The organism is Variovorax sp. PBL-E5 (assembly GCF_901827185.1).
In the GTDB taxonomy this organism is placed as follows: Bacteria; Pseudomonadota; Gammaproteobacteria; order Burkholderiales; family Burkholderiaceae_C; genus Variovorax.
This window is the reverse complement of sequence record NZ_LR594671.1, coordinates 1,826,050-1,845,910: the sequence shown is the minus strand read 5'-3', so window position 1 is coordinate 1,845,910 and position 19,861 is coordinate 1,826,050. Positions and strand designations below refer to the sequence as shown.

20 protein-coding genes are annotated in these 19,861 nt (G+C 64.3%); 11 read left to right on the top strand and 9 right to left on the bottom strand.

Translation table 11 applies throughout. The annotated features are described in order from the left end of the window. Positions 1-32 precede the first annotated feature (32 nt). Positions 33-743: a helix-turn-helix transcriptional regulator gene (locus tag WDLP6_RS09055; protein ID WP_162592057.1), complete on the top strand. Its 711-nt coding sequence runs from the start codon at positions 33-35 to the stop codon at positions 741-743. Positions 744-768: 25 nt separating this feature from the next. On the opposite strand, the gene dnaB is transcribed toward WDLP6_RS09055, so the two are convergent. The 7 genes from dnaB to ppsA all read right to left on the bottom strand — a co-directional run bounded on the left by dnaB (position 769) and on the right by ppsA (position 7,001). Further along, entirely contained in the window at positions 769-2,172 is a 1,404-nt protein-coding gene (dnaB, locus tag WDLP6_RS09050) for a replicative DNA helicase (protein WP_162566703.1), read from the bottom strand. Positions 2,173-2,341: 169 nt separating this feature from the next. Further along, positions 2,342-2,794, bottom strand: coding sequence for a 50S ribosomal protein L9 (rplI, locus tag WDLP6_RS09045; protein WP_162592056.1), 453 nt, complete (start codon positions 2,792-2,794; stop codon positions 2,342-2,344). Positions 2,795-2,807: 13 nt separating this feature from the next. Further along, positions 2,808-3,089, bottom strand: a complete 282-nt coding sequence (rpsR, locus tag WDLP6_RS09040) for a 30S ribosomal protein S18 (protein ID WP_007830781.1) — start codon at positions 3,087-3,089, stop codon at positions 2,808-2,810. 21 nt (positions 3,090-3,110) lie between these two features. After that, positions 3,111-3,413, bottom strand: a complete 303-nt coding sequence (priB, locus tag WDLP6_RS09035) for a primosomal replication protein N (protein ID WP_232077002.1) — start codon at positions 3,411-3,413, stop codon at positions 3,111-3,113. 4 nt (positions 3,414-3,417) lie between these two features. Beyond that, positions 3,418-3,792, bottom strand: coding sequence for a 30S ribosomal protein S6 (gene rpsF / locus WDLP6_RS09030; RefSeq protein WP_028253450.1), 375 nt, complete (start codon positions 3,790-3,792; stop codon positions 3,418-3,420). A 120-nt stretch (positions 3,793-3,912) separates the two neighbouring features. Then, a complete protein-coding gene (locus tag WDLP6_RS09025; protein WP_162592055.1) occupies positions 3,913-4,407 on the bottom strand; it encodes a hypothetical protein in 495 nt (164 codons plus the stop codon). Positions 4,408-4,607: 200 nt separating this feature from the next. Then, positions 4,608-7,001 (bottom strand): phosphoenolpyruvate synthase, encoded by a 2,394-nt coding sequence (gene ppsA, locus WDLP6_RS09020; RefSeq protein WP_162592054.1) that lies wholly within the window; start codon positions 6,999-7,001, stop codon positions 4,608-4,610. Between the two features lie 188 nt (positions 7,002-7,189). Here ppsA and ppsR point away from each other — a divergent pair, with 188 nt between their 5' ends. From ppsR to WDLP6_RS09005, 3 genes are all read left to right on the top strand, one after another. Continuing rightward, entirely contained in the window at positions 7,190-8,011 is an 822-nt protein-coding gene (ppsR, locus tag WDLP6_RS09015; RefSeq protein WP_162566699.1) for a posphoenolpyruvate synthetase regulatory kinase/phosphorylase PpsR, read from the top strand. Between the two features lie 68 nt (positions 8,012-8,079). Beyond that, complete coding sequence (locus tag WDLP6_RS09010) at positions 8,080-8,598, top strand: MarR family winged helix-turn-helix transcriptional regulator (RefSeq protein ID WP_162592053.1); 519 nt, start codon at positions 8,080-8,082, stop codon at positions 8,596-8,598. Between the two features lie 68 nt (positions 8,599-8,666). Next, on the top strand, positions 8,667-9,656 hold the full coding sequence (locus WDLP6_RS09005; protein WP_162592052.1) for an FUSC family protein: 990 nt from the start codon (positions 8,667-8,669) through the stop codon (positions 9,654-9,656). Positions 9,657-9,666: 10 nt separating this feature from the next. On the opposite strand, the gene ahpF is transcribed toward WDLP6_RS09005, so the two are convergent. Beyond that, positions 9,667-11,256 (bottom strand): alkyl hydroperoxide reductase subunit F, encoded by a 1,590-nt coding sequence (ahpF, locus tag WDLP6_RS09000; RefSeq protein ID WP_162595025.1) that lies wholly within the window; start codon positions 11,254-11,256, stop codon positions 9,667-9,669. Between the two features lie 82 nt (positions 11,257-11,338). Next, positions 11,339-11,911: an alkyl hydroperoxide reductase subunit C gene (gene ahpC / locus WDLP6_RS08995; protein ID WP_162592051.1), complete on the bottom strand. Its 573-nt coding sequence runs from the start codon at positions 11,909-11,911 to the stop codon at positions 11,339-11,341. A 245-nt stretch (positions 11,912-12,156) separates the two neighbouring features. On the opposite strand from ahpC, the gene bfr reads away from it, so the two are divergent. From bfr to WDLP6_RS08960, 7 genes are all read left to right on the top strand, one after another. Beyond that, entirely contained in the window at positions 12,157-12,633 is a 477-nt protein-coding gene (gene bfr / locus WDLP6_RS08990) for a bacterioferritin (protein WP_162566694.1), read from the top strand. 135 nt (positions 12,634-12,768) lie between these two features. Further along, a complete protein-coding gene (locus WDLP6_RS08985) occupies positions 12,769-13,416 on the top strand; it encodes a PepSY-associated TM helix domain-containing protein (protein WP_162592050.1) in 648 nt (215 codons plus the stop codon). A gap of 58 nt (positions 13,417-13,474) precedes the next feature. Then, positions 13,475-13,975, top strand: a complete 501-nt coding sequence (locus WDLP6_RS08980) for a DUF2271 domain-containing protein (RefSeq protein WP_174259928.1) — start codon at positions 13,475-13,477, stop codon at positions 13,973-13,975. A 37-nt stretch (positions 13,976-14,012) separates the two neighbouring features. Next, entirely contained in the window at positions 14,013-14,822 is an 810-nt protein-coding gene (locus tag WDLP6_RS08975; RefSeq protein ID WP_162592048.1) for a DUF4198 domain-containing protein, read from the top strand. Between the two features lie 16 nt (positions 14,823-14,838). Then, positions 14,839-15,852, top strand: a complete 1,014-nt coding sequence (locus WDLP6_RS08970; protein WP_162592047.1) for an FAD:protein FMN transferase — start codon at positions 14,839-14,841, stop codon at positions 15,850-15,852. Then, the gene (locus WDLP6_RS08965; protein WP_162592046.1) at positions 15,849-17,216 is read left to right on the top strand and encodes a sulfite reductase subunit alpha; all 1,368 of its coding nucleotides are present in this window, start codon (positions 15,849-15,851) and stop codon (positions 17,214-17,216) included. Before WDLP6_RS08970 ends, WDLP6_RS08965 begins: the two co-directional genes overlap by 4 nt. 273 nt (positions 17,217-17,489) lie before the next feature. After that, positions 17,490-19,811: a catecholate siderophore receptor Fiu gene (locus WDLP6_RS08960; protein WP_162592045.1), complete on the top strand. Its 2,322-nt coding sequence runs from the start codon at positions 17,490-17,492 to the stop codon at positions 19,809-19,811. Positions 19,812-19,861 lie beyond the last annotated feature (50 nt).

The following is a 19,861-nucleotide window of genomic DNA, read 5'->3' as shown; positions in this document are numbered from 1 at the left end:
CCCACTTCGTGCGGCTCTGATGATTCGACCGCATGCGCCGCGCCGACCGCCTGTTCCAGATCGTCCAGCTCATTCGTGGGCGCCGGCTCACGACCGCGGCGTTCCTGGCGCAGCGTCTCGAAGTCTCGGAGCGCACGGTCTATCGCGACGTCGCCGACCTGCAGCGGCAGGGCGTACCGGTCGAAGGCGAGGCCGGTGTGGGCTACAGGCTGGGCGCAGGCTTCGACCTGCCGCCGCTGATGTTCACGCAGGATGAGGCTTCGGCGCTGGTGGCGGCGGCACGGCTCGCGCAGAGCTGGGTCGACTCGGCAATGGCGCGCGACATGGAAACTGCGCTCGGCAAGATCCTGTCGGTGCTGCCGCTGGCGGCGCGTGCATCCGCCGAGAGCATCGCGCTGTATGCGCCCGCGCTCGTGCTCGACGAACGCACGCGCACGCGGCTGCAGACCTTGCGCGAAGCCGTGCAGTCGCACCACAAGTTGTCGATGGACTACCGCGACGTGGCCGGCGCCCCGAGCCAGCGCATCGTTCGGCCGCTCGGCTGCTTCTACTGGGGCAAGGTCTGGACCTTTTCGGCCTGGTGCGAGCTGCGAAGCGATTTTCGCGACTTCAGGCTCGACCGCATCGACGCCATCGAGGTGCTGCCCGAGCGCTTTCGCGACGAGCCCGGCAAGACGCTGGCCGAGATGCTCCGGCGCATGGAGGCCGCCCCGCTGAAACCCGTACCGCTGCAGCAGCCGTAGCGCCATTGGCGCCCTGGGCCTTTGCTCAGTAATCGGCGCCGCCGCCCGCCAGGCTCTCGAACTTGGTGATCGGCTTCAGGAAGGCCAGCTTGACGGTACCGGTCGGCCCGTTGCGCTGCTTGCTGATGATCACTTCGGCGACGCCGGGCTCCTTGCTGTCCTTGTTGTAGTAGTCGTCACGGTAGATGAACATGATCACGTCCGCGTCCTGTTCGATGGCGCCCGATTCGCGCAGGTCGCTCATCATCGGGCGCTTGTCGGTGCGCGACTCGACACCGCGGCTGAGCTGGGACAGCGCGATCACCGGGCACTTCAGTTCCTTGGCCAGCATCTTGAGGCCGCGCGAGATCTCGCCGACGGCGGTTGCGCGGTTCTCGTCGTTCATGCTGGTCGACACGCTCATGAGCTGCAGGTAGTCGACCACGATCAGGCCGAGCTGTCCGCACTGCCGTGCGAGCCGGCGCGCATTGGCGCGCAACTCGCTGGTGGTCAGGCCCGGTGTCTCGTCGATGTGCAGCGAGATGTTGCGCAGCTTCTCGATCGCCTCCGTGAGGCGCGGCCATTCCTCGTCGGTCAGCTTGCCGGTGCGCAGGTGGGTCTGGTCGATGCGGCCGATCGAACCGACGATGCGCACCGCCAGCTGCGAGGCGCCCATTTCCATCGAGAACACCGCCACCGGCAGGCCTTCGTTGAGCGCCACGTGCTCGGCGATGTTGATCGCTAGCGCCGTCTTGCCCATCGACGGCCGCGCGGCCAGCACGATCATGTCGCCGGCCTGGAAACCCGAGGTCATGCGGTCGAGATCGATGAAGCCGGTCGGCACACCCGTGATGTCGTTCGGGTTGTCGGCCATCTCGGTCACGCGGTCCAGCAGTTCAACCACCAGGGAATCCATGCCCTGGAAGCCCTGCTTCATGCGCGAGCCTTCCTCGCCGATGTTGAAGATCTTCTGCTCGGCCTCGTCCAGGATCTTGTCGACCGCCTTGCCCTGCGTGTTGAAGGCATTGGTCGCGATCTCGTCGCTCGCGCTCACCAGCTTGCGCAGGATGGAGCGCTCGCGCACGATCTCGGCATAGCGGCGGATGTTGCTCGCGCTCGGCACGTACTGCGCGAGCGAGTTCAGGTAGACCAGGCCGCCGATCTCCTCGGCCTTGCCCAGGTTCTGCAGTTGCTCGTAGACCGTGATGACATCGGCGGGCTTGCTGGCGTTGATCAGCGTTCCGATCGCCGCGTAGATCAGCTTGTGTTCATGGCGGTAGAAATCGCTGTCCACCACCACGTCGCCCATGCGGTCCCAGGCGCCGTTGTCGAGCAAGAGGCCGCCGAGCACGCTCGACTCGGCCTCGATCGAGTGCGGCGGGATGCGCAGTTGGGCGATCTGGCGATCGGCCGACGGGTCGTTGTCGGCATAGGAAAAGACAGCAGACATGAACTTCCTTGCAACCGCACATGCTAAGGCGCTGGGCGCGCCGCGTCACCTTGATAACGCTGTGGATAAACGGTGATTTTTCGGTGCAGCGCAGGGGACAACTCTGGCCGCCCAAAACAAAAGCCGCCCGCGGGCGGCTCTTGGCGTGAGCGCAATGCGCTTCGGACGATCAGGTGCTTTCGCCGTAGACCGTGACAGTGATCTCGACCAGCACGTCCGTGTGCAGCGCCACGGTGACAGTGCTGTCGCCGACGATCTTGATCGGACCGTTGGGCATGCGCACCTGCGACTTCGCGACCTTGTAGCCTTGCTTGCCGAGCTCTTCGGCGATGTCGTGGTTGGTGACCGAGCCGAACAGGCGGCCGTCGACGCCAGCCTTCTGCGTGAGCTTGACGACGGTGCCGCCGAGCTTTTCGCCCTGGGCTTGCGATTCGGCCAGCTTGGCAGCGGCTGCCTTTTCGAGTTCGACGCGCTTGGCTTCGAATTCGGCCTTGTTGGCCGCTGTGGCGCGGCGGGCGCGTCCGAACGGAATCAGGAAATTGCGGGCGTAGCCGTCCTTGACCTTGACGACCTCGCCGAGCACGCCGAGGTTGACGACCTTTTCCAGAAGAATGACTTGCATGGTGTCGGGCTCCTTAGACGCGGTGTTGGTCGCTGTACGGCACCATCGCGAGGAAGCGTGCGCGCTTGATCGCGGTGTTGAGCTGACGCTGGTAGATCGCGCGCGTGCCCGTCAGGCGTGCGGGAATGATCTTGCCGTTTTCGCTGATGAAGTCGCGCAGCGTGTCGATGTCCTTGTAGTCGATCTCTTCGACGCCAGCGACGGTGAAGCGGCAGAAGCGCTTGCGCTTGAACAGCAGCGACTGGGTGTTGCGCTTCGGGCGCTTGTCTTTGTTGAATTTCTTGAACGTGGCCATGGTGGGACCTCTTGTCGAAAATTAATCTTGCTGAAAATCCTGGATATGCAGCACTGGATGCTTGGCCGTACCCGGTGTCGCGAGAAAGCCCTGAAAACACCAGAGACTTCCCAGCGCCTGCCTTGCGAGCCGCTCGGCGACTGCGCCGAACGCAACGGCCTTGAGGGCCGTCTTGACCTGCCTGGCCTGGGCCGCTTCGATCACTGTCGACTCGTGTTCGAGTCGCAGGTCGATGGCGGGAAGGCCGGCCGGCGTGAAACGCAAGGAACCGAGCTCGACGACGCAGGCAGTCAGCACCAGCTGATTGACCGCGGCAGTGCTCACATGTTCAGTTGTTGTTGGCGGCGTACTCGGCCTGCTGGGCCTTGCGGGCTTCTTCGCGCTCGACGGTCTTCATCATCGAGGACGGACCCGTGTCGGCTTTTTTCTTGACCACGGTGAGGTGGCGCAGAACGGCGTCGTTGAACTTGAAGGCATGCTCGAGTTCGGCCATCACGGCCTGCTCGGCCTCGATGTTCACGCACAGGTAGTGCGCCTTGTTGAGCTTGTTGATCTGGTAGGCCAGTTGACGGCGACCCCAGTCTTCGACGCGATGGACCTTGCCACCGCCGGCCGTGATCAGGCCCTTGTAGCGCTCCAGCATGGCCGGAACCTGCTCGCTTTGATCCGGATGGATCAGCAAAATGATTTCATAGTGACGCATGGCACTCCTTATGGATCTTCCGTGGAAGGGATAAGCCACCCGCAGCGTCGGTCGCGGTGTGGCAAGGCAAAGCCGTAGATTATAGCAGGCAACGCCCGCGACGGCAGTACCAGGAGGCCGTCAGTCGCCCAGCGCGTGCTCGAGCGGCGCCGCTTTCTCCGGGCCGATGGCGGCGCGGATCTTGGGCATGAGCGCCAGCAACTCCTCGTAGCTCGAGGTGCCTTCGACCGACAGGTTGAGCCGGAATCCGCGCAAGCCGAGGCTCCCGGTCAGCCGGGTGGCAATCGGATAGGCGTCCTTGTAACGCTGCTGGTTCGAGCGCGCGGGGACGGGATCGGATGAAGAAAGAACTACCGCTGGCGCCGCTGCCACGGCACTCGGCTTGGACAGCTGGCCGGCGTTCGCGGCATCGGCCGAGCTGCCCACCTGCCCCAGCAGTCCGAGTTCGATCAGCTGGTCGATGTCTTCGCGCGCGACCCCGACGCCGGCATCGAGCACTTCGTTCACCGATCGGTAGCCGTCGAAGAGGATGAATGCAGAACGCTGGCGCGGCGTGAGCCGTACGGAGCGCTCCTTGAACGCCTGCTGTCCGACCGGGGTCTTGACGAGAATCATGCTTTCCTCACGCGAAGAACCGGAGGCGCGAGGTTTCTGTGTGACCTGCTTGAAAAATGCTCCGAGGTTCCGCCCTGCGAATGCCAGTCTGACACCAAAGAAGCACTCTGTTTCAACAACGCACGGCTGACATGAAAATTACAGCCGAAGGCGTGATGAAAGTGGCGGTGAGCGCATGGCGCGCTCGCCGCTCCGGGTCCTCAGCGCTGTGCGAGCTGCTGCCAGGTATCGATCACGCTGTCGGGATTCAGCGAGATCGACTCGATGCCCTGCTCGGCCAGCCATAACGCGAAATCGGGGTGGTCGCTCGGGCCTTGCCCGCAGATGCCGACGTACTTGCCTTGCGCCTTGCAGGCCTTGATGACCCGGCTGAGCAGGGCTTTGACCGCCGGATCGCGCTCGTCGAAATCCGCCGCCAGCAGTTCCAGGCCCGAATCGCGATCGAGGCCGAGCGTGAGCTGCGTCAGGTCGTTCGAGCCGATCGAAAAGCCGTCGAAATACTGCAGGAACTCCTCGGGCAGGATGGCGTTGCTCGGCACCTCGCACATCATGATCAGCTTGAGTTCGTTCTCGCCCCGCTTGAGGCCGTGGTCGCCAAGCAGGCCGGTCACGCGCTCGGCCTGGCCGAGCGTGCGAACGAAGGGCACCATGATCTGCACGTTGACGAGCCCCATGTCGTTGCGCACGCGCTTGAGCGCCTCGCACTCCATTTCGAAGGCTTCGCGAAAGTCTTCGCTCAGGTAGCGCGCGGCACCGCGGAAGCCGAGCATCGGGTTTTCTTCCTCGGGCTCGTAGCGGCTGCCGCCGATCAACTTGCGGTACTCATTGGACTTGAAGTCCGACAGGCGCACGATCACCGGCTTGGGCCAGAAGGCCGCGCCGATGGTCGCGATGCCTTCGGCCACCTTGTCGACATAGAAAGCGCGCGGCGAGGCATGGCCGCGGGCCACCGATTCGACGGCCTTCTTGAGGTCGGCATCGACATTCGGATAGTCAAGGATCGCCTTGGGGTGCACGCCGATGTTGTTGTTGATGATGAACTCGAGCCGTGCCAGACCGACGCCGTGGTTCGGCAACTGGGCGAAGTCGAAGGCGAGCTGCGGATTGCCGACGTTCATCATGATCTTGAGATCGATCTCGGGCATCTCGCCGCGCCGGACCTCGGTCACCTCGGTCTCGAGCAGGCCGTCGTAAATGAAGCCGGTATCGCCTTCCGCGCAGCTCACCGTGACCAGCGTGCCTTCCTTCAACAGGTCGGTCGCGTCGCCGCATCCGACCACCGCCGGGATGCCGAGTTCGCGCGCGATGATCGCGGCATGGCAGGTGCGTCCGCCCCGGTTGGTGACGATGGCCGCGGCGCGTTTCATCACCGGCTCCCAGTTCGGGTCGGTCATGTCGGTCACGAGCACGTCGCCAGCCTGCACCTTGTCCATCTCGCTGATGTTGTGGACCAGACGCACGGGACCGGTGCCGATCTTCTGGCCGATCGCGCGGCCTTCGGCCAGCACGGCGCCCTTTCCGAGCAGCTTGTAGCGCTGTTCGGCCTTACCCTGCTGCTGGCTCTTCACCGTTTCGGGCCGCGCCTGCAGGATGTAGAGCTGGCCATCGGTGCCGTCCTTGCCCCATTCGATGTCCATCGGGCGGCCGTAGTGTTCTTCGATCACCAGCGCGTACTTGGCGAGCTGCTCGACATCGGCATCGGTCAGCGAATAGCGGTTGCGCTGCTCGGTCGGCACATCGGTCGTCTTCACCAGCTTGCCGCTCGCGGCCTTCTCCTCGGCGCTCGCGAACTCCATCTGGATCAGCTTGGAGCCCAGGTTGCGGCGGATGACCGCGCGCTTGCCGGCCCTGAGCGTGGGCTTGTGCACGTAGAACTCGTCGGGGTTCACGGCGCCCTGCACCACGGTCTCGCCGAGGCCGTAGCTCGAGGTGATGAAGACGACGTCCTGGAAGCCGGATTCGGTGTCGATCGTGAACATCACGCCCGCCGCCCCCAGGTCGCTGCGCACCATGCGCTGCACGCCGGCGGAAAGCGCCACGACATCGTGGGCGAAGCCCTTGTGAACCCGGTAGCTGATCGCCCGGTCGTTGTAGAGGGAAGCGAAGACCTCCTTCATCTTGTGAAGCACGTCGTCGATGCCGACCACGTTCAGGAAGGTCTCCTGCTGGCCGGCGAAGGAGGCATCCGGCAGATCCTCCGCGGTGGCAGAGGAACGAACGGCGAAGCTGGCTTGCGGATTGCCGGCCGACAGCTTGGCGAAGGCGTCCTCGATGGCTTTTTTCAGGTCGGCCGGGAATGGCTGCGCTTCGACCATGGCGCGGATTTCCGCGCCGGCCACGGCCAACGCCCGCACATCTTCTGTATCGAGCTTGGCCAGCTTCGCGCTGATCTTGTCGGCCAGGCCGTCGTGCGCGAGGAACTGGCGGAACGCGTGAGCGGTGGTCGCGAACCCGGTGGGGACCCGCACACCCTGCGGCAGTTGGGAAATCATCTCGCCGAGGCTGGCGTTCTTGCCGCCGACCGACTCAACGTCGGTCATCCTCAGGTTTTCAAACGCAACGACCAGGGCGGTCGCTTCGAAGAGTGCAGACATGGGAAAGCTCCAGAAGTTAAAACCGAGGCAACATGCAGTCGGCCCGAGGCGATCGTTCTTCTTGCTCTGGACGCAGGCGAGGAATGCATGGAAGGATTTCGGAGGGAACGGCGGATCGCATTCCCGATAATGGGGCGAATTGTAGGCGCGAGCCGGTTCGGCGCGCCGCAGGACAAGGCCGCCAAACCATGCATACCCGCACCGTATTCTTCGTTTCCGACGGAACCGGCATCACCGCTGAAACCTTCGGCAACGCCGTCCTGGCCCAGTTCGAGATGAAGCCGCGCCACGTGCGGCTGCCGTTCACCGACACGGTCGACAAGGCGCACCAGGCGGTGCGGCAGATCAACCACACGGGCGAACTCGAAGGCTTGCGCCCCATCGTGTTCACCACGCTGGCCAACATGGACGTGCTCGAGGTGATCGAGACCGGCTGCAAGGGCATGCTGCTCGACATGTTCGGCACCTTCGTACGGCCGCTCGAGATCGAGCTGGCGATGAAGTCGAACCACCGCATCGGCCGCTTCAGCGACGTGAGCAAGAGCAAGGAGTACAACGCGCGCATCCAGGCCATTGATTTCAGCCTGGCGCACGACGACGGCCAGAGCAACCGCGACCTGGAGAGCGCCGATGTGATCCTGGTCGGCGTCAGCCGCAGCGGCAAGACGCCCACCTCGCTGTACCTGGCCATGCAGCATGGCCTGAAGGCGGCTAACTATCCGCTGATCCCCGAGGACTTCGATCGCCGGCAGTTGCCGCCTGCCCTGCTGCCGCACCGAAAGAAGATCTTCGGGCTCACGATCCAGCCCGAGCGCCTGAGCGAGATCCGCAACGAACGACGCCCGAACTCGCGCTACGCGAGCCTGGCGAACTGCCGCCATGAAGTCAGCGAGGCCGAAGCCATGATGCGGCGCGCGGGCATCCGCTGGCTCTCGACGACGACCAAGTCGATCGAGGAAATCGCCACCACGATCCTGCAGGAACTGCGGCCGGAACGCCTGACTTACTGACGAGCGAAACGATTCGGCCTGCATGTCCGCGTCTTGGCATTTACTAAGATTAGTCTTATGATCTGCCGATGCCAAAGACGCCTGCCGATACCCTGCACGTCGCCATCCGGCTTCGCGCGGCCGTCTCGGAGCTGACGCGCCACCTGCGCGTGCAGGCGACCGGTGATCTTCCAGGCTCGGCCAAGCTCAGCGTGCTGGGCCAGCTCTATCGCCGAGGTCCGCTGACGCCTACGCAGCTCGCCTTGCATGAGCGCGTCAAGTTGCAGACCCTGACGAGATTGCTGGCAGAGCTGGAAGCCGAAGGCAGCGTGGCACGGCGACGGCATGACAGCGATGCGCGGCAGACCGTGCTTTCCCTCGCTGCCGCCGGCGCCCGGCTGCTCACGGCGGAAGTGCATCGCCGGGAGGCATCCCTCGCATCCGCTCTCGATGTCCGCCTGAGCAGCGCGGAGCGCGCGCAGTTGCTGGCTGCCTGCGATCTGATCGATCGCGTCGCCGACGGCCTGGATACGTATCGGCAACCATCTGAGTCGCCGTCGCCCTCGGGGCGCAGCGCGGCGGCCTCGACAAAGGGCGATCGGCAGTGACGGCAACCGCTACAGTGGGCTCTCCCCGCGTGCAAACGGACGCGCGGCCCACGAACTGGCACCATGGTGTGCAACTCGCGATCGCGGTGCTCGTCTCCTACCTCGCGTCCGCCGCACTCGGTCTGCCCGAAAGCCTGTGGGCCGTCATGAGCGCACTGATCGTGATGCGCCCGACCGCCGGGTCCACGCTCGGCGCCGGCTGGGAACGCATGCGCGGAACCCTGGCAGGCACCCTGTTCGGACTGGGCGGGGTCTGGTTGCACCATATCGGCGTGGCCACGCCGCTCGCGACACTCGGCATCGTGGCCCTGCTCGCGCTTTCGAGCGCCCGGTTTCCTGCGATGCGCAGCGCGCCGATCACGGCATTGATCGTGTTGTCGAGCGGAGGCATGGCGGGCCAGCCAGCGCTGCGGGTGGCCTTGCTTCGCGTGATGGAAATCGCGATCGGTGTTGCGACAGGCCTTGCCATCTCGCTGATCGGGCTGGCTTCGCGTGCGCACGCGCGCTTCGACACGGCCTGTGCAGCGGTGCTGCGGCACATTGCGGGGGAGATGCAGCGCGACCTCGGAGCCGAGCCTCCGGCGCCGCAGCAGAAAGAAGCCGCGGCGGCGGCCTTGCGGCTGGCATTGCGCGAACTCGCCCTGCTGGCCGTGAGCGCCGATCGCGAAGCACGGCTGCTACGGCGCCCAGGCAGCCCGCGCAGCAACGACGGCGAATGCGCGCGCGCCGCGCGGTTGATGGCCCGCATCGCACAGGACGCGGGCCTGTTCACACGGCTGGTCGATAGCGCGCCACTGGCGCGTGATGACGCGGCATGGCGCGCCCTCGCCTTGGCCGCGGGCCGAGCATTGGAAACTACCGCGGACAGCATGGAGTCCGAGGTCTCGCCCGATCTGAACGCGCTGCGCCGTTTCTGTGCGCAAGGTGCCCCTGGCGACACCGCGCAATCGGCCGTAGCCCGTTCGCCGATCCCGTGGGTAGCACCCGCTGCACGCCTGCTGATGGAGGACCTCGCAGGTCTTGCGCGCCTGCGCGCCGCAGCCGATGCAGCGGCTTAGCCGAATCCGGTCAGGCGGCTGCCGCCGCGAGCGCAGCTTCTTCCGCCGGCGCCGAGGTGCGGATCAAATGATCGAAAGCGCTCAGCGCCGCTTTCGCGCCATCTCCGGCCGCGATGATGATCTGCTTGAACGGCACCGTCGTTGCATCGCCGGCCGCGAACACGCCAGGCACCGAGGTCTGGCCCCGTGCGTCGACCACGATCTCGCCATGCCTGGAAAGCTCGACCGTGCCCTTGAGCCAGTCCGTGTTGGGAACGAGGCCGATCTGCACGAACACGCCCTCGAGTGCGACCTTTCGATTTGCACCGGTTGCACGATCCTTGTAGACCAGACCATCGACCTTCTGGCCGTCGCCGGTGATTTCCGTCGTCTGTGCATTGACGATGACCTCGACATTGGCCAGGCTCTGCAACTTGCGCTGCAGCACCGCGTCGGCGCGCAACTGGCTGTCGTACTCGATGAGCGTGACGTAGGCGACAAGGCCCGCAAGATCGATCGCCGCCTCGACGCCCGAGTTGCCGCCGCCGATCACGGCGACGCGCTTGCCCTTGAACAACGGGCCATCGCAGTGCGGACAGTAGGCCACGCCCTTGTTCTTGTATTCGTGCTCGCCCGGCACGTTGATGTTGCGCCAGCGCGCGCCCGTCGAGATCACGACCGAGCGACTCTTGAGCGAGGCACCGCTTTCGAGCTGGACCTCGATGAATTCCTTGCCCGGTATCAGCGCGGCAGCGCGCTGCAGATTCATGACGTCGACCTCGTAGTTGCGCACGTGCTCTTCGAGCGCGAGCGCGAATCGGGGCCCCTCGGTTTCCTTGATCGAGATGAAGTTCTCGATGCCCATGGTGTCGAGTACCTGCCCGCCGAAGCGCTCGGACGCCACGCCCGTGCGGATGCCCTTGCGCGCCGCGTACACGGCCGCCGCCGCACCGGCGGGACCACCGCCGACGATGAGCACGTCGAACGGATCCTTGGCGGCGATCTTCTTCGCTTCGCGTTCGACCCCGCTAGTGTCGATCTTGGCGAGGATTTCCTCCAGGCTCATGCGGCCCTGGCCGAACTCGCTGCCGTTCAGGAACACGGTCGGCACCGCCATGATCCGGCGCTCCTTCACTTCGTCCTGGAACAGCGCACCGTCGATCATCGTGGTCTTGATGCGTGGGTTCTGTACCGCCATCAGATTGAGCGCCTGAACGACATCGGGGCAGTTGTGGCAGGTGAGCGAGATGTAGATCTCGAACTGGAAATCACCGTCGAGTGCACGGATCTGCTGCAGCACGGCATCGTCGACCTTCGGCGGATAGCCACCGACCTGCAACAACGCCAGCACGAGAGAGGTGAATTCGTGACCCATCGGCAGACCCGCGAAGCGCGGCCCATGGTTTTCGCCGGGACGATTGATCGAGAACGAAGGCTTGCGGTGACTGTCGTCACGGCTTTCGATGACTTTCACCAGTGCGGACGAATCGGCAACATCCTTCAGCAAGGACTGCAATTCGCCCGACGCCTTTCCATCGTCGAGCGACGCAACGATGTCGATCGGCTGCGTGATGCGATCAAGGTAGCTTTTCAGTTGGGATTGGGTTCCGGCGTCGAGCATGGTGAACTCACTTTGCGAAGGCTGAAGAAATGAAAAAGGCCCGGGAGCGAGTGCGCCCCGGGCCCTGGCGCGAAAGGTCGGCTTAGATCTTGCCGACGAGGTCGAGCGAAGGCTTGAGCGTTTCGGCGCCTTCGGTCCACTTGGCCGGGCAGACTTCGCCCGGATGCGCTGCCACATACTGGGCCGCCTTCACGCGGCGCAGCAGCTCGGCTGCATCGCGACCGATGCCGTTGTCGTGCACTTCGATGGTCTTGATCTTGCCTTCGGGATCGATTACGAAAGTGCCACGGTAGGCCAGGCCGGCGTCTTCGCCCTCTTCGATCAGAACCTGGAACGCACGTGCGAGCTGCTGGCTCGGGTCGCCGATCAGCGGGTACTTCACCTTGGCAATGGTGTCGGACGTGTCATGCCAGGCCTTGTGCGTGAAGTGGGTGTCGGTCGACACGCCATACACCTCCACGCCGAGCTTCTGGAATTCGGCGTAATGGTCCGCGAGATCGCCAAGCTCGGTCGGGCACACGAAGGTGAAATCGGCCGGATAGAACACGACGACGGACCACTTGCCCTTGAAGTTCTCGTTGCTCACAGGCACGAACTTGCCGTTTTGGTAGGCGGTGGCCTTGAAGGGGACGATTTCGGTGTTGATCAGAGACATGCTTCGATTTCCTTGATAGCTGCTATAAAAACGAGTGTTTATTATAACTAATAATTTTCTATTTTTGATAGTTAAGAACTATTATCAGCATCAGGCACCCCTATGAACGAGCCGAAACCTCGCCTGCCCAATACGAAACGCTATCAACCTCAAACTCATGCAGACCGGCAAAGCGTGGGTTTGCTTGCGCACAGCGGCCAGGCACTTCCACAATCGGTACTTTGAAGAACAAGGAAGAAGCAATCATGAAGGGCGACCCCCAAGTCATCGGCCACCTCCAGGCGCAACTCAAGAATGAACTGACGGCGATTAACCAATACTTCCTGCACTACCGCATGCTCAAGCACTGGGGCTTGGACAAGCTAGCCAAGAAGGAATATGAGGAATCGATCGGCGAAATGAAGCACGCCGACAAATTGATGGACCGCATCTTCATGCTGGACGGCCTGCCGAATCTGCAGGACCTGGCCAAGCTCAACGTCGGCGAGGACGTGCCGGAAATCCTCCAATGCGACCTCAAGGCCGAAACCGGCGCACAGGCGACCATCAAGGACGGCATCGCCCACTGCGAAACGGTGCGCGACTATGTGTCGCGCGATCTGCTTCAGGAGATCCTCGACGACACCGAGGAGCACATCGATTTTCTCGAAACCCAGATCGACCTGGTCGACAAGGTTGGTATCCAGAACTACCTGCAATCGCAGATGGGCGAGGCCGAATAGATCCGGCCCTTCGGGCACTGGAACATGGACGGGACTTCGGTCCCGTTTTTCATGGCGGGCATGTTTGCTTTACTCAACTTGGCGACGTGTAAATAGCATTCATTCTCATTTGTAAGGATACAATCCGCGCCTTCAATGACTGCCACCGCCCGCCCCGATCACCGCCGCCGTGCTTACTGGCTCAAGACCTTGCACGAATGGCACTGGGTCAGTTCGGCGGTCTGTCTGATCGGCATGATCCTGTTCAGCGTCACGGGCTTCACACTGAACCACGCAGGCCTGATCGAGGCCAGGCCGGTGGTCACGCATCTCGTCGGCACGGTCGACGAAGCTTTGCGGGCCAGCCTCGAAAAAGACCTGCCCGCCGTCAAGGCGCAAAAGGGCAAGGCGCCGCTGCCCGCCGAACTCCGAGCCTGGCTGGAAAAGACCTGGGACATCTCCACCACCGGGCGCACCGCCGAGTGGGCCGACGACGAAATCTATCTGTCGCTGCCGCGTCCCGGCGGCGACGCCTGGCTGCGCCTGAGCCTAAGCGACGGCGAGGTGGAGTACGAGCGCACCGACCGCGGCTGGCTCGCCTACCTCAACGACCTGCACAAGGGGCGCAACACCGGCGACGCTTGGAGCTGGTTCATCGACCTCTTCGCGGGCGCCGCGCTCGTCTTTTCGATCACCGGCCTGTTCATTCTGAAGATGCATGCGGGCAACCGCCCTTTCACATGGCCGATGGTGGGCATGGGCCTGGCCGTGCCGGTGCTGCTCGCATTGCTGTTCATCCATTAGCTCAAGAGAAGTCAAAAGGACCCCTGTGCACCTTCGCTACCCGCTCGCACCGATCGCCATGTCGGCCCTGTTCGCCTCGCCCGCCTTCGCGGCCGGCCTCGGCGCCAGCATCGAGATCCCCCGCCTCAACGTTGCTGAATACCACCGCCCCTACGTGGCCGCGTGGATCGAGCGCGCCGACAACTCCATGGCCGGCACGCTCGCCGTCTGGTACGACGTGCGCACCCGGACGAACAACCCCGAAGGCGAAGGCACCAAGTGGCTCAAGGACCTGCGTCAATGGTGGCGTCGCGGCGGTCGCGAACTGTCGATGCCGGTCGACGGTGTGACGGGCGCGACCAAACCGGCCGGCAAGCAGCAGTTGAACTTCACCGAAGGCATGGGTGCGATGCCGCAGCTGGCGCCTGGCGCCTACAAATTCGTGGTCGAGGCTGCGCGCGAAGTCGGTGGCCGCGAAGTCGTCAGCATCCCCTTCCAGTGGCCGCCCACCACGGCATCGCAGTCCAGTGCGAGCGGAAAGGAAGAGCTCGGCGAAATCAAGCTCGAACTCAAACCCTGATTCGAGCCACTGCCCCTCCATTCTTCAAGGAACTGTCATGACCCGCACCATCCGTCGCGCCGCCGGCTTCGCCTTTGCACTGGCCGCTCTTGCTGGCGCTGCCCAGGCCCACAACCTCTGGTTGCTGCCCTCGTCCACCGTGTTCTCGAAAGCCGACACGGTCAGCGTGGACGCCGCCGTGTCGAACGACCTGTTCGTCGCCAACCACGCCCCGATGCGCCTCGACGGCCTGCAGATCACCGCGCCCGACGGCAGCGCCCTGAAGGCAGACAACGAAGCCAGGCTCAAGCAGCGCACGGTATTCGACGTGAACATGACGCAGCTCGGCACCTACCGCATCGCCGTGGTCAACACCGGCGCGTTCGCGAGCTGGAAGGACAAGGCCACCGGCCAGACCCAGCGCGCGCGCGGCTCGGCCGAGACCATCGCCAAGGAAATCCCGGCCGATGCGCTGGAAGTGGCCGTGTCGCAGACGGCAGGTCGCGTCGAGACCTTCGTGACGGTCGGCAAGCCCTCGCCGCTCAAGCCGATCGGCCAGGGGATGGAATTGATCAGCACCGGCAGCCCGACGGACCTGGTCAAGGGCGAGAAAGCCACCTTCACACTGAACCTCGATGGCCAGCCCGCTCGGGGCCTCGACGTGACCGTGACCGCCGGCAACACGCAATACCGGGACAAGCTCGAAGAGATCAAGCTCAAGACCGACGACAAGGGGCAGTTCAGCGTGACCTGGCCGGCCGCCGGCATGTACTGGCTCGACGCCAGCACCAGGGACAGCAAGACCACGGTGCCGAAAGCCAAGGAGCGCCGTGTGAGCTACGCGGCCACGCTGGAAGTGATGCCCTGATTTTTCACTGACGTCCTTGGGTCTTTCGTTCAGCACTTGGCGCGCGAGTGGATACGCCAACGCGGCCACGGCCGTGCCGCGCCGCGCCGATCCCGCCAGCCTGCAACAGCTGCACGGGCAGACCATGGGCACGACCTGGTCGCTGCGCTTCATCAACCCGCGCATGCTGCGGCTGATCGATGTGCGTGCGGCGGTCGAAGGCGCGCTGGCGCGTGTCATTGCGCAAATGAGCCACTGGGAGCACGACTCCGACATCGTTCGCTTCAACCGCGCGCCGACCGGATCGCGGCACCTGCTGCGGCCAGAATTCGCGTCGGTTCTGGCGTGTGCCATTCGATGGGCCGAGGCCAGCGGCGACGCGATCGATCCGACCATCGGCCCTCTCGTCGCCTGCTGGGGCTTCGGGCCCGACGCGCACGCGCAGCCGCCTTCGTTAGAAGAACTCGCCCGGGCGCGCGCACGAACGGGCTGGCGCCGTCTCGGCTTCGACGCGCACGATGGATCGCTTCGGCAGCCCGGCGGCATGACGCTCGACCTCTCGGGCATCGCCAAGGGCTTCGCGGTCGACCACGGCGTCGATGCGCTGCGCGCGCTCGGGCTGACCGATCTGCTTTTCGAAATCGGCGGCGAATTGCGCGGCCTGGGCCGTCGGCCCGGCGGCACACCGTGGCAGCTGCAGATCGAGGCCGATGCCGCGCAGCGCGTGCCGCTGGCCGACATGGCCATCGCCACGTCAGGCGACCGCTGGCACCGCCGCGAGCACGCGGGGCGGCACTGGTCGCACACCATCGACCCGCGCACCGGCGAGCCGGTGGTGCATGCATTGGCCAGCGTCACTGTGCTGCATGCGCAGTGCATGCAAGCCGATGCGCTGGCCACGGTGTTGACGGTGCTCGGTCCCGATGAAGGGCTGGCGTTTGCCGTGCAGCACGATCTGGCCGCGCTGTTCGTCAGTCGCGACGGCGCGGCAATCGATGCGTCACGCGCACGCGCGACGCACGCCTGGCAAATGCTCACGACTCGTGCATGAACGAAGCCGGGTTGCGCGCGTTCGGCGCAGTCGTCACCGTGGCGGCGTACGGGGCGCTGTGCGTTGCGACCTACGCACGCCATCGTCGCTTGCGGCTGGCAGCAGAGGAGCGCGATGCCGCAGCGCTGTCAGGCAGCCCCGATGCCTCTGCACCCGTCACGCTCGTCCTGTTCGCAAGTCAGACCGGCCAGGCCGAAATGATCGCCCGGCAGACCGCGCGCCAGCTGCACGCTTCGGGCACACCGGTGCGCGTGCTCGAGCTCAATGCACTGGACGTTGCCACGCTGGCGGCGGCGCGGCGCGCTCTTTTCGTGGCCAGCACCTATGGCGAAGGTGACGCTGCCGACGGCGCCAGCGTGTTCGTCGAGCACGTGATGAACGCAGCGCCGGATCTTTCATTACTGCGCTATGCCGTGCTGGCGCTTGGCGATCGCCAATACACCAACTTCTGCGCCTTCGGCCGCGCGCTCGACGAGTGGCTGTTTGCCGCGGGCGCACAGCGAGACGCCGACCGCATCGATGTCGACAACAGCGACCCGGCAGCGCTCGCCACCTGGCACGCGCAATGGGGCAGCCTCGGTGGCGCCATGGCGGAAACCGACGATGGCTTTGCGCCCTGGCGCCTGGTCACGCGCGAGCGCCTGAACCCCGGCAGCGCCGGTGGCCCAGTGTTCCATCTGGCGCTGCACCCCGAAACCGGCGCGCTGCCCGAATGGCAATCGGGCGATCTGGTCCAGATCGCCGTCGCGAGCGATCCGCGGCGCGCGCGCGATTATTCGATTTCGTCGATCCATGGCGATGGCGAGCTGCAACTGCTGATCCGCCAGGAACGCCATCCCGACGGCACGCTCGGCGCTGCCTCGGGCCTCCTCACCTCGACGCTGTCGATTGGCGACAGCATCGCCCTGCGGCTGCGGCCGCACCGTGCGTTCCGCCTCGACGGCAATGAAGAAAGGCCGCTGATCCTGATCGGCAACGGCACGGGCCTTGCCGGATTGCGCGCTCATCTGCGCCAGCGCGCGGCCGTCGGGCGCCACGACAACTGGCTGGTGTTCGGCGAACGCCAAGCCGCATTCGACTTCCTCTATCGCGAAGAACTCGAAGACTGGCTCGGCACGGGGATGCTGCAGCGGCTCGACATGGTTTTCTCGCGCGACCGAACCGAGCGCCGTTACGTTCAACACCGGCTGCTGCAAGCGGTGGTATCACTGCGCGCATGGCTCGCGAACGGTGCTGCCGTCTACGTCTGCGGCAGCCTGCAAGGCATGGCGACGGGCGTCGATGCCGCCCTGCGAGAGATTGCCGGGGAGGCGCTGTGGCATGACATCACGGCTTCGGGCAGATACAGACGCGATATTTACTGAACATTACCTGCAATCGGCATATCGATCAGTTCATGCTCAGTAATTTTGTTGTTGTAGATCGACAACAAAACAGGCGCTCTGCTTCCGTGCATCGTGCTTTCATTGTTGAGAACAATTATCATTCGCGGCGCTTTACAAAGATCTTGTAAACCGACTCACCAGCCAGTCCCGATTGCTTCTCCGAGCGAGAACGCGAGCCCGCATGGACATCGCCAGCCGAGTTGATGTCCCTCCCGGGTCTCCCGGTTTCTTCCCGCTTTTCGGAGAACACTCATGGCCTACATCAAGAGCCGCAAACATGCCGCGCGCAGCGTTCCTCAGTTTTCCGGCGCAGCCGCCGCCACGCTGCTCGCCATCGCCGCACCCGCCGCATTCGCACAGTCGTCGGCCGCTCTGCCCGAAGTCCGCGTCCAGGACTCGGCCGCAGCGGCCGATTACAAGGCCGACACTTCGGCCAATCCGAAGTTCACCGCACCGTTGCTGAACACGCCGCAAACCATCCAAGTCATCAAGGAACAGATCATTCGAGACCAGGGCGCGACGACGCTGACCGAAGCACTGCACAACACGCCCGGCGTGGGCACCTTCTTCCTGGGTGAGAACGGCAGTACCAGCACCGGCGACTCGGTCTACATGCGCGGCTTCGACAGCTCGAGCTCCATCTTCGTCGACGGCATCCGTGACCTGGGTTCGGTCTCGCGCGACATCTTCAACATCGATCAGGTCGAGATCGTGAAAGGCCCCTCGGGCACCGACGTAGGCCGCACTTCGCCCACCGGCTACATCAACCTCGTGGCCAAAAAGCCGAAGCTCGAGGACAGCTTCTCGGGCTCACTGGGCTTCGGCAGTGCTGACTTCAAGCGTGGCAGCATCGACTGGAACAAGTCGCTCGGCGGCGAAAACGGTACCGGCGCGGCCTTCCGGCTGAACGCGGTGGACGAAGATACCGGCGTGCCTGGCCGAGACCTCGTGAGAAACAAGCGCACGGCGATCGCACCGTCGCTCGCGCTGGGCCTGAACAGCCCCACGCGCATCTTCCTGGACTACCTCCACGTCAAGCAGGACAACGTGCCCGATGGCGGCGTGCCCACGATCGGCCTGCCCGGCTATTCCACGCCCGACGCCGCCACACTTGTCGGCCGACGCAACTTCCTCACCTACGCCTCGCCCGTCGACTCGCGCAACTTCTACGGCACCAGTTCTGATTTCGACAACGTGACGGCCGACATGTTCACCGCGCGGGTCGAGCATGACCTCACGCCCGGCATCACGATCCGCAACACGACGCGCTATGGCAAGACCAAGGAAGACTACATGCTGAACTCATTCATGGGCAGCACGGCCAATCTGTTGACGCCGAATGCGGCACTGCCGTCGAGCTGGACCGTGGCGCGCAGCCTGCCGACCAACAAGAACCAGATCAACACGATCTTCACGAACCAGACGAACCTCAGTGCCAAGTTCGACACCGGCAGCGTGGGCCACTCGCTGAATGCAGGCCTGGAAATCATCCGTGAAGAGCAGGAAACGCTGGGCTACTACGCCCAGAACGCCACCGTCTTCGGCGTGCCGGGCATTCGAAACAGCGGCGCCTTCCCTGCGGCCAGCGTCTATTCGCCGAATCCCTACGTGTACGGCTACAACCGCATTCCGAACGGCACCACCACCGATGGCAAGACCACCACCGTGGGTGCGTACGTCTTCGACACGGTCAAGTTCAACGAAAAATGGCAGCTGACCGGCGGCTTGCGCTTCGATCACTACGCGACCGACTACTACGCGTCGACCCTGAACGCAACCACCGGCGCACTGACGCCGAGCACTCTGAGCCTGTCGGACAACCTGATATCGGGCAAGCTCGGCCTAGTCTACAAGCCGACCGAGAACAGCAGCGTCTACGCAGCCTACGGCACCGCTGCGCAACCTCCGGGTGGCTCGAACTTCGCGCTGGCAGCGGGCGGCACCGGCAACAGCGCCGCGCGGACCGACTTCCTGCCGCAGAAAGCCGAGACCTATGAGGTAGGCGCCAAATGGGACGTGCTGAACAAGCGCGTGGCGCTGACCGCGGCCCTGTACCGCACCGACGTGAGCAACGAAGTCGTGCAGGACAACGTCTCGCAGCTGTACTACCAAACCGGCAAGAAGCGCGTCCAGGGCATCGAACTCGGCGTCTCCGGCGCGCTGACAGAAAACTGGGGCATCACCTCGGGCTTCACCACCATGAACACCAGCGTTCTGAGCGGCCCGTCGGTGCTGGCCGACGGCTCGACCGCGCTGGCCTACACCCCGAAGAAGGCCTTCACGCTCTGGACCACCTACCAGTTGCCGTTCGGCCTGACCCTGGGCGGCGGCGCACGCTACAACGGCAAGCTCCTGCGCGGCAGCGACGGCGCCGTGGGCACGCCGGCGTATGTGGATGCGTACTGGGTCTTCGACGCCATGGCGTCTTATCGCATCAGCAAGAATGTGGACATCCAATTCAACGTCTACAACATCTTCGACAAGGACTACGTGGCAGCGATCAACAAGAGCGGCTATCGCTACACGCCGGGCATTCCGCGTTCCTACAAGATCACTGCGAACTTCGCGTTCTGAGCGCTTGCGTGCGCCGCTGCCGTCGCAGGCACCGGTGCGACACTCGAACC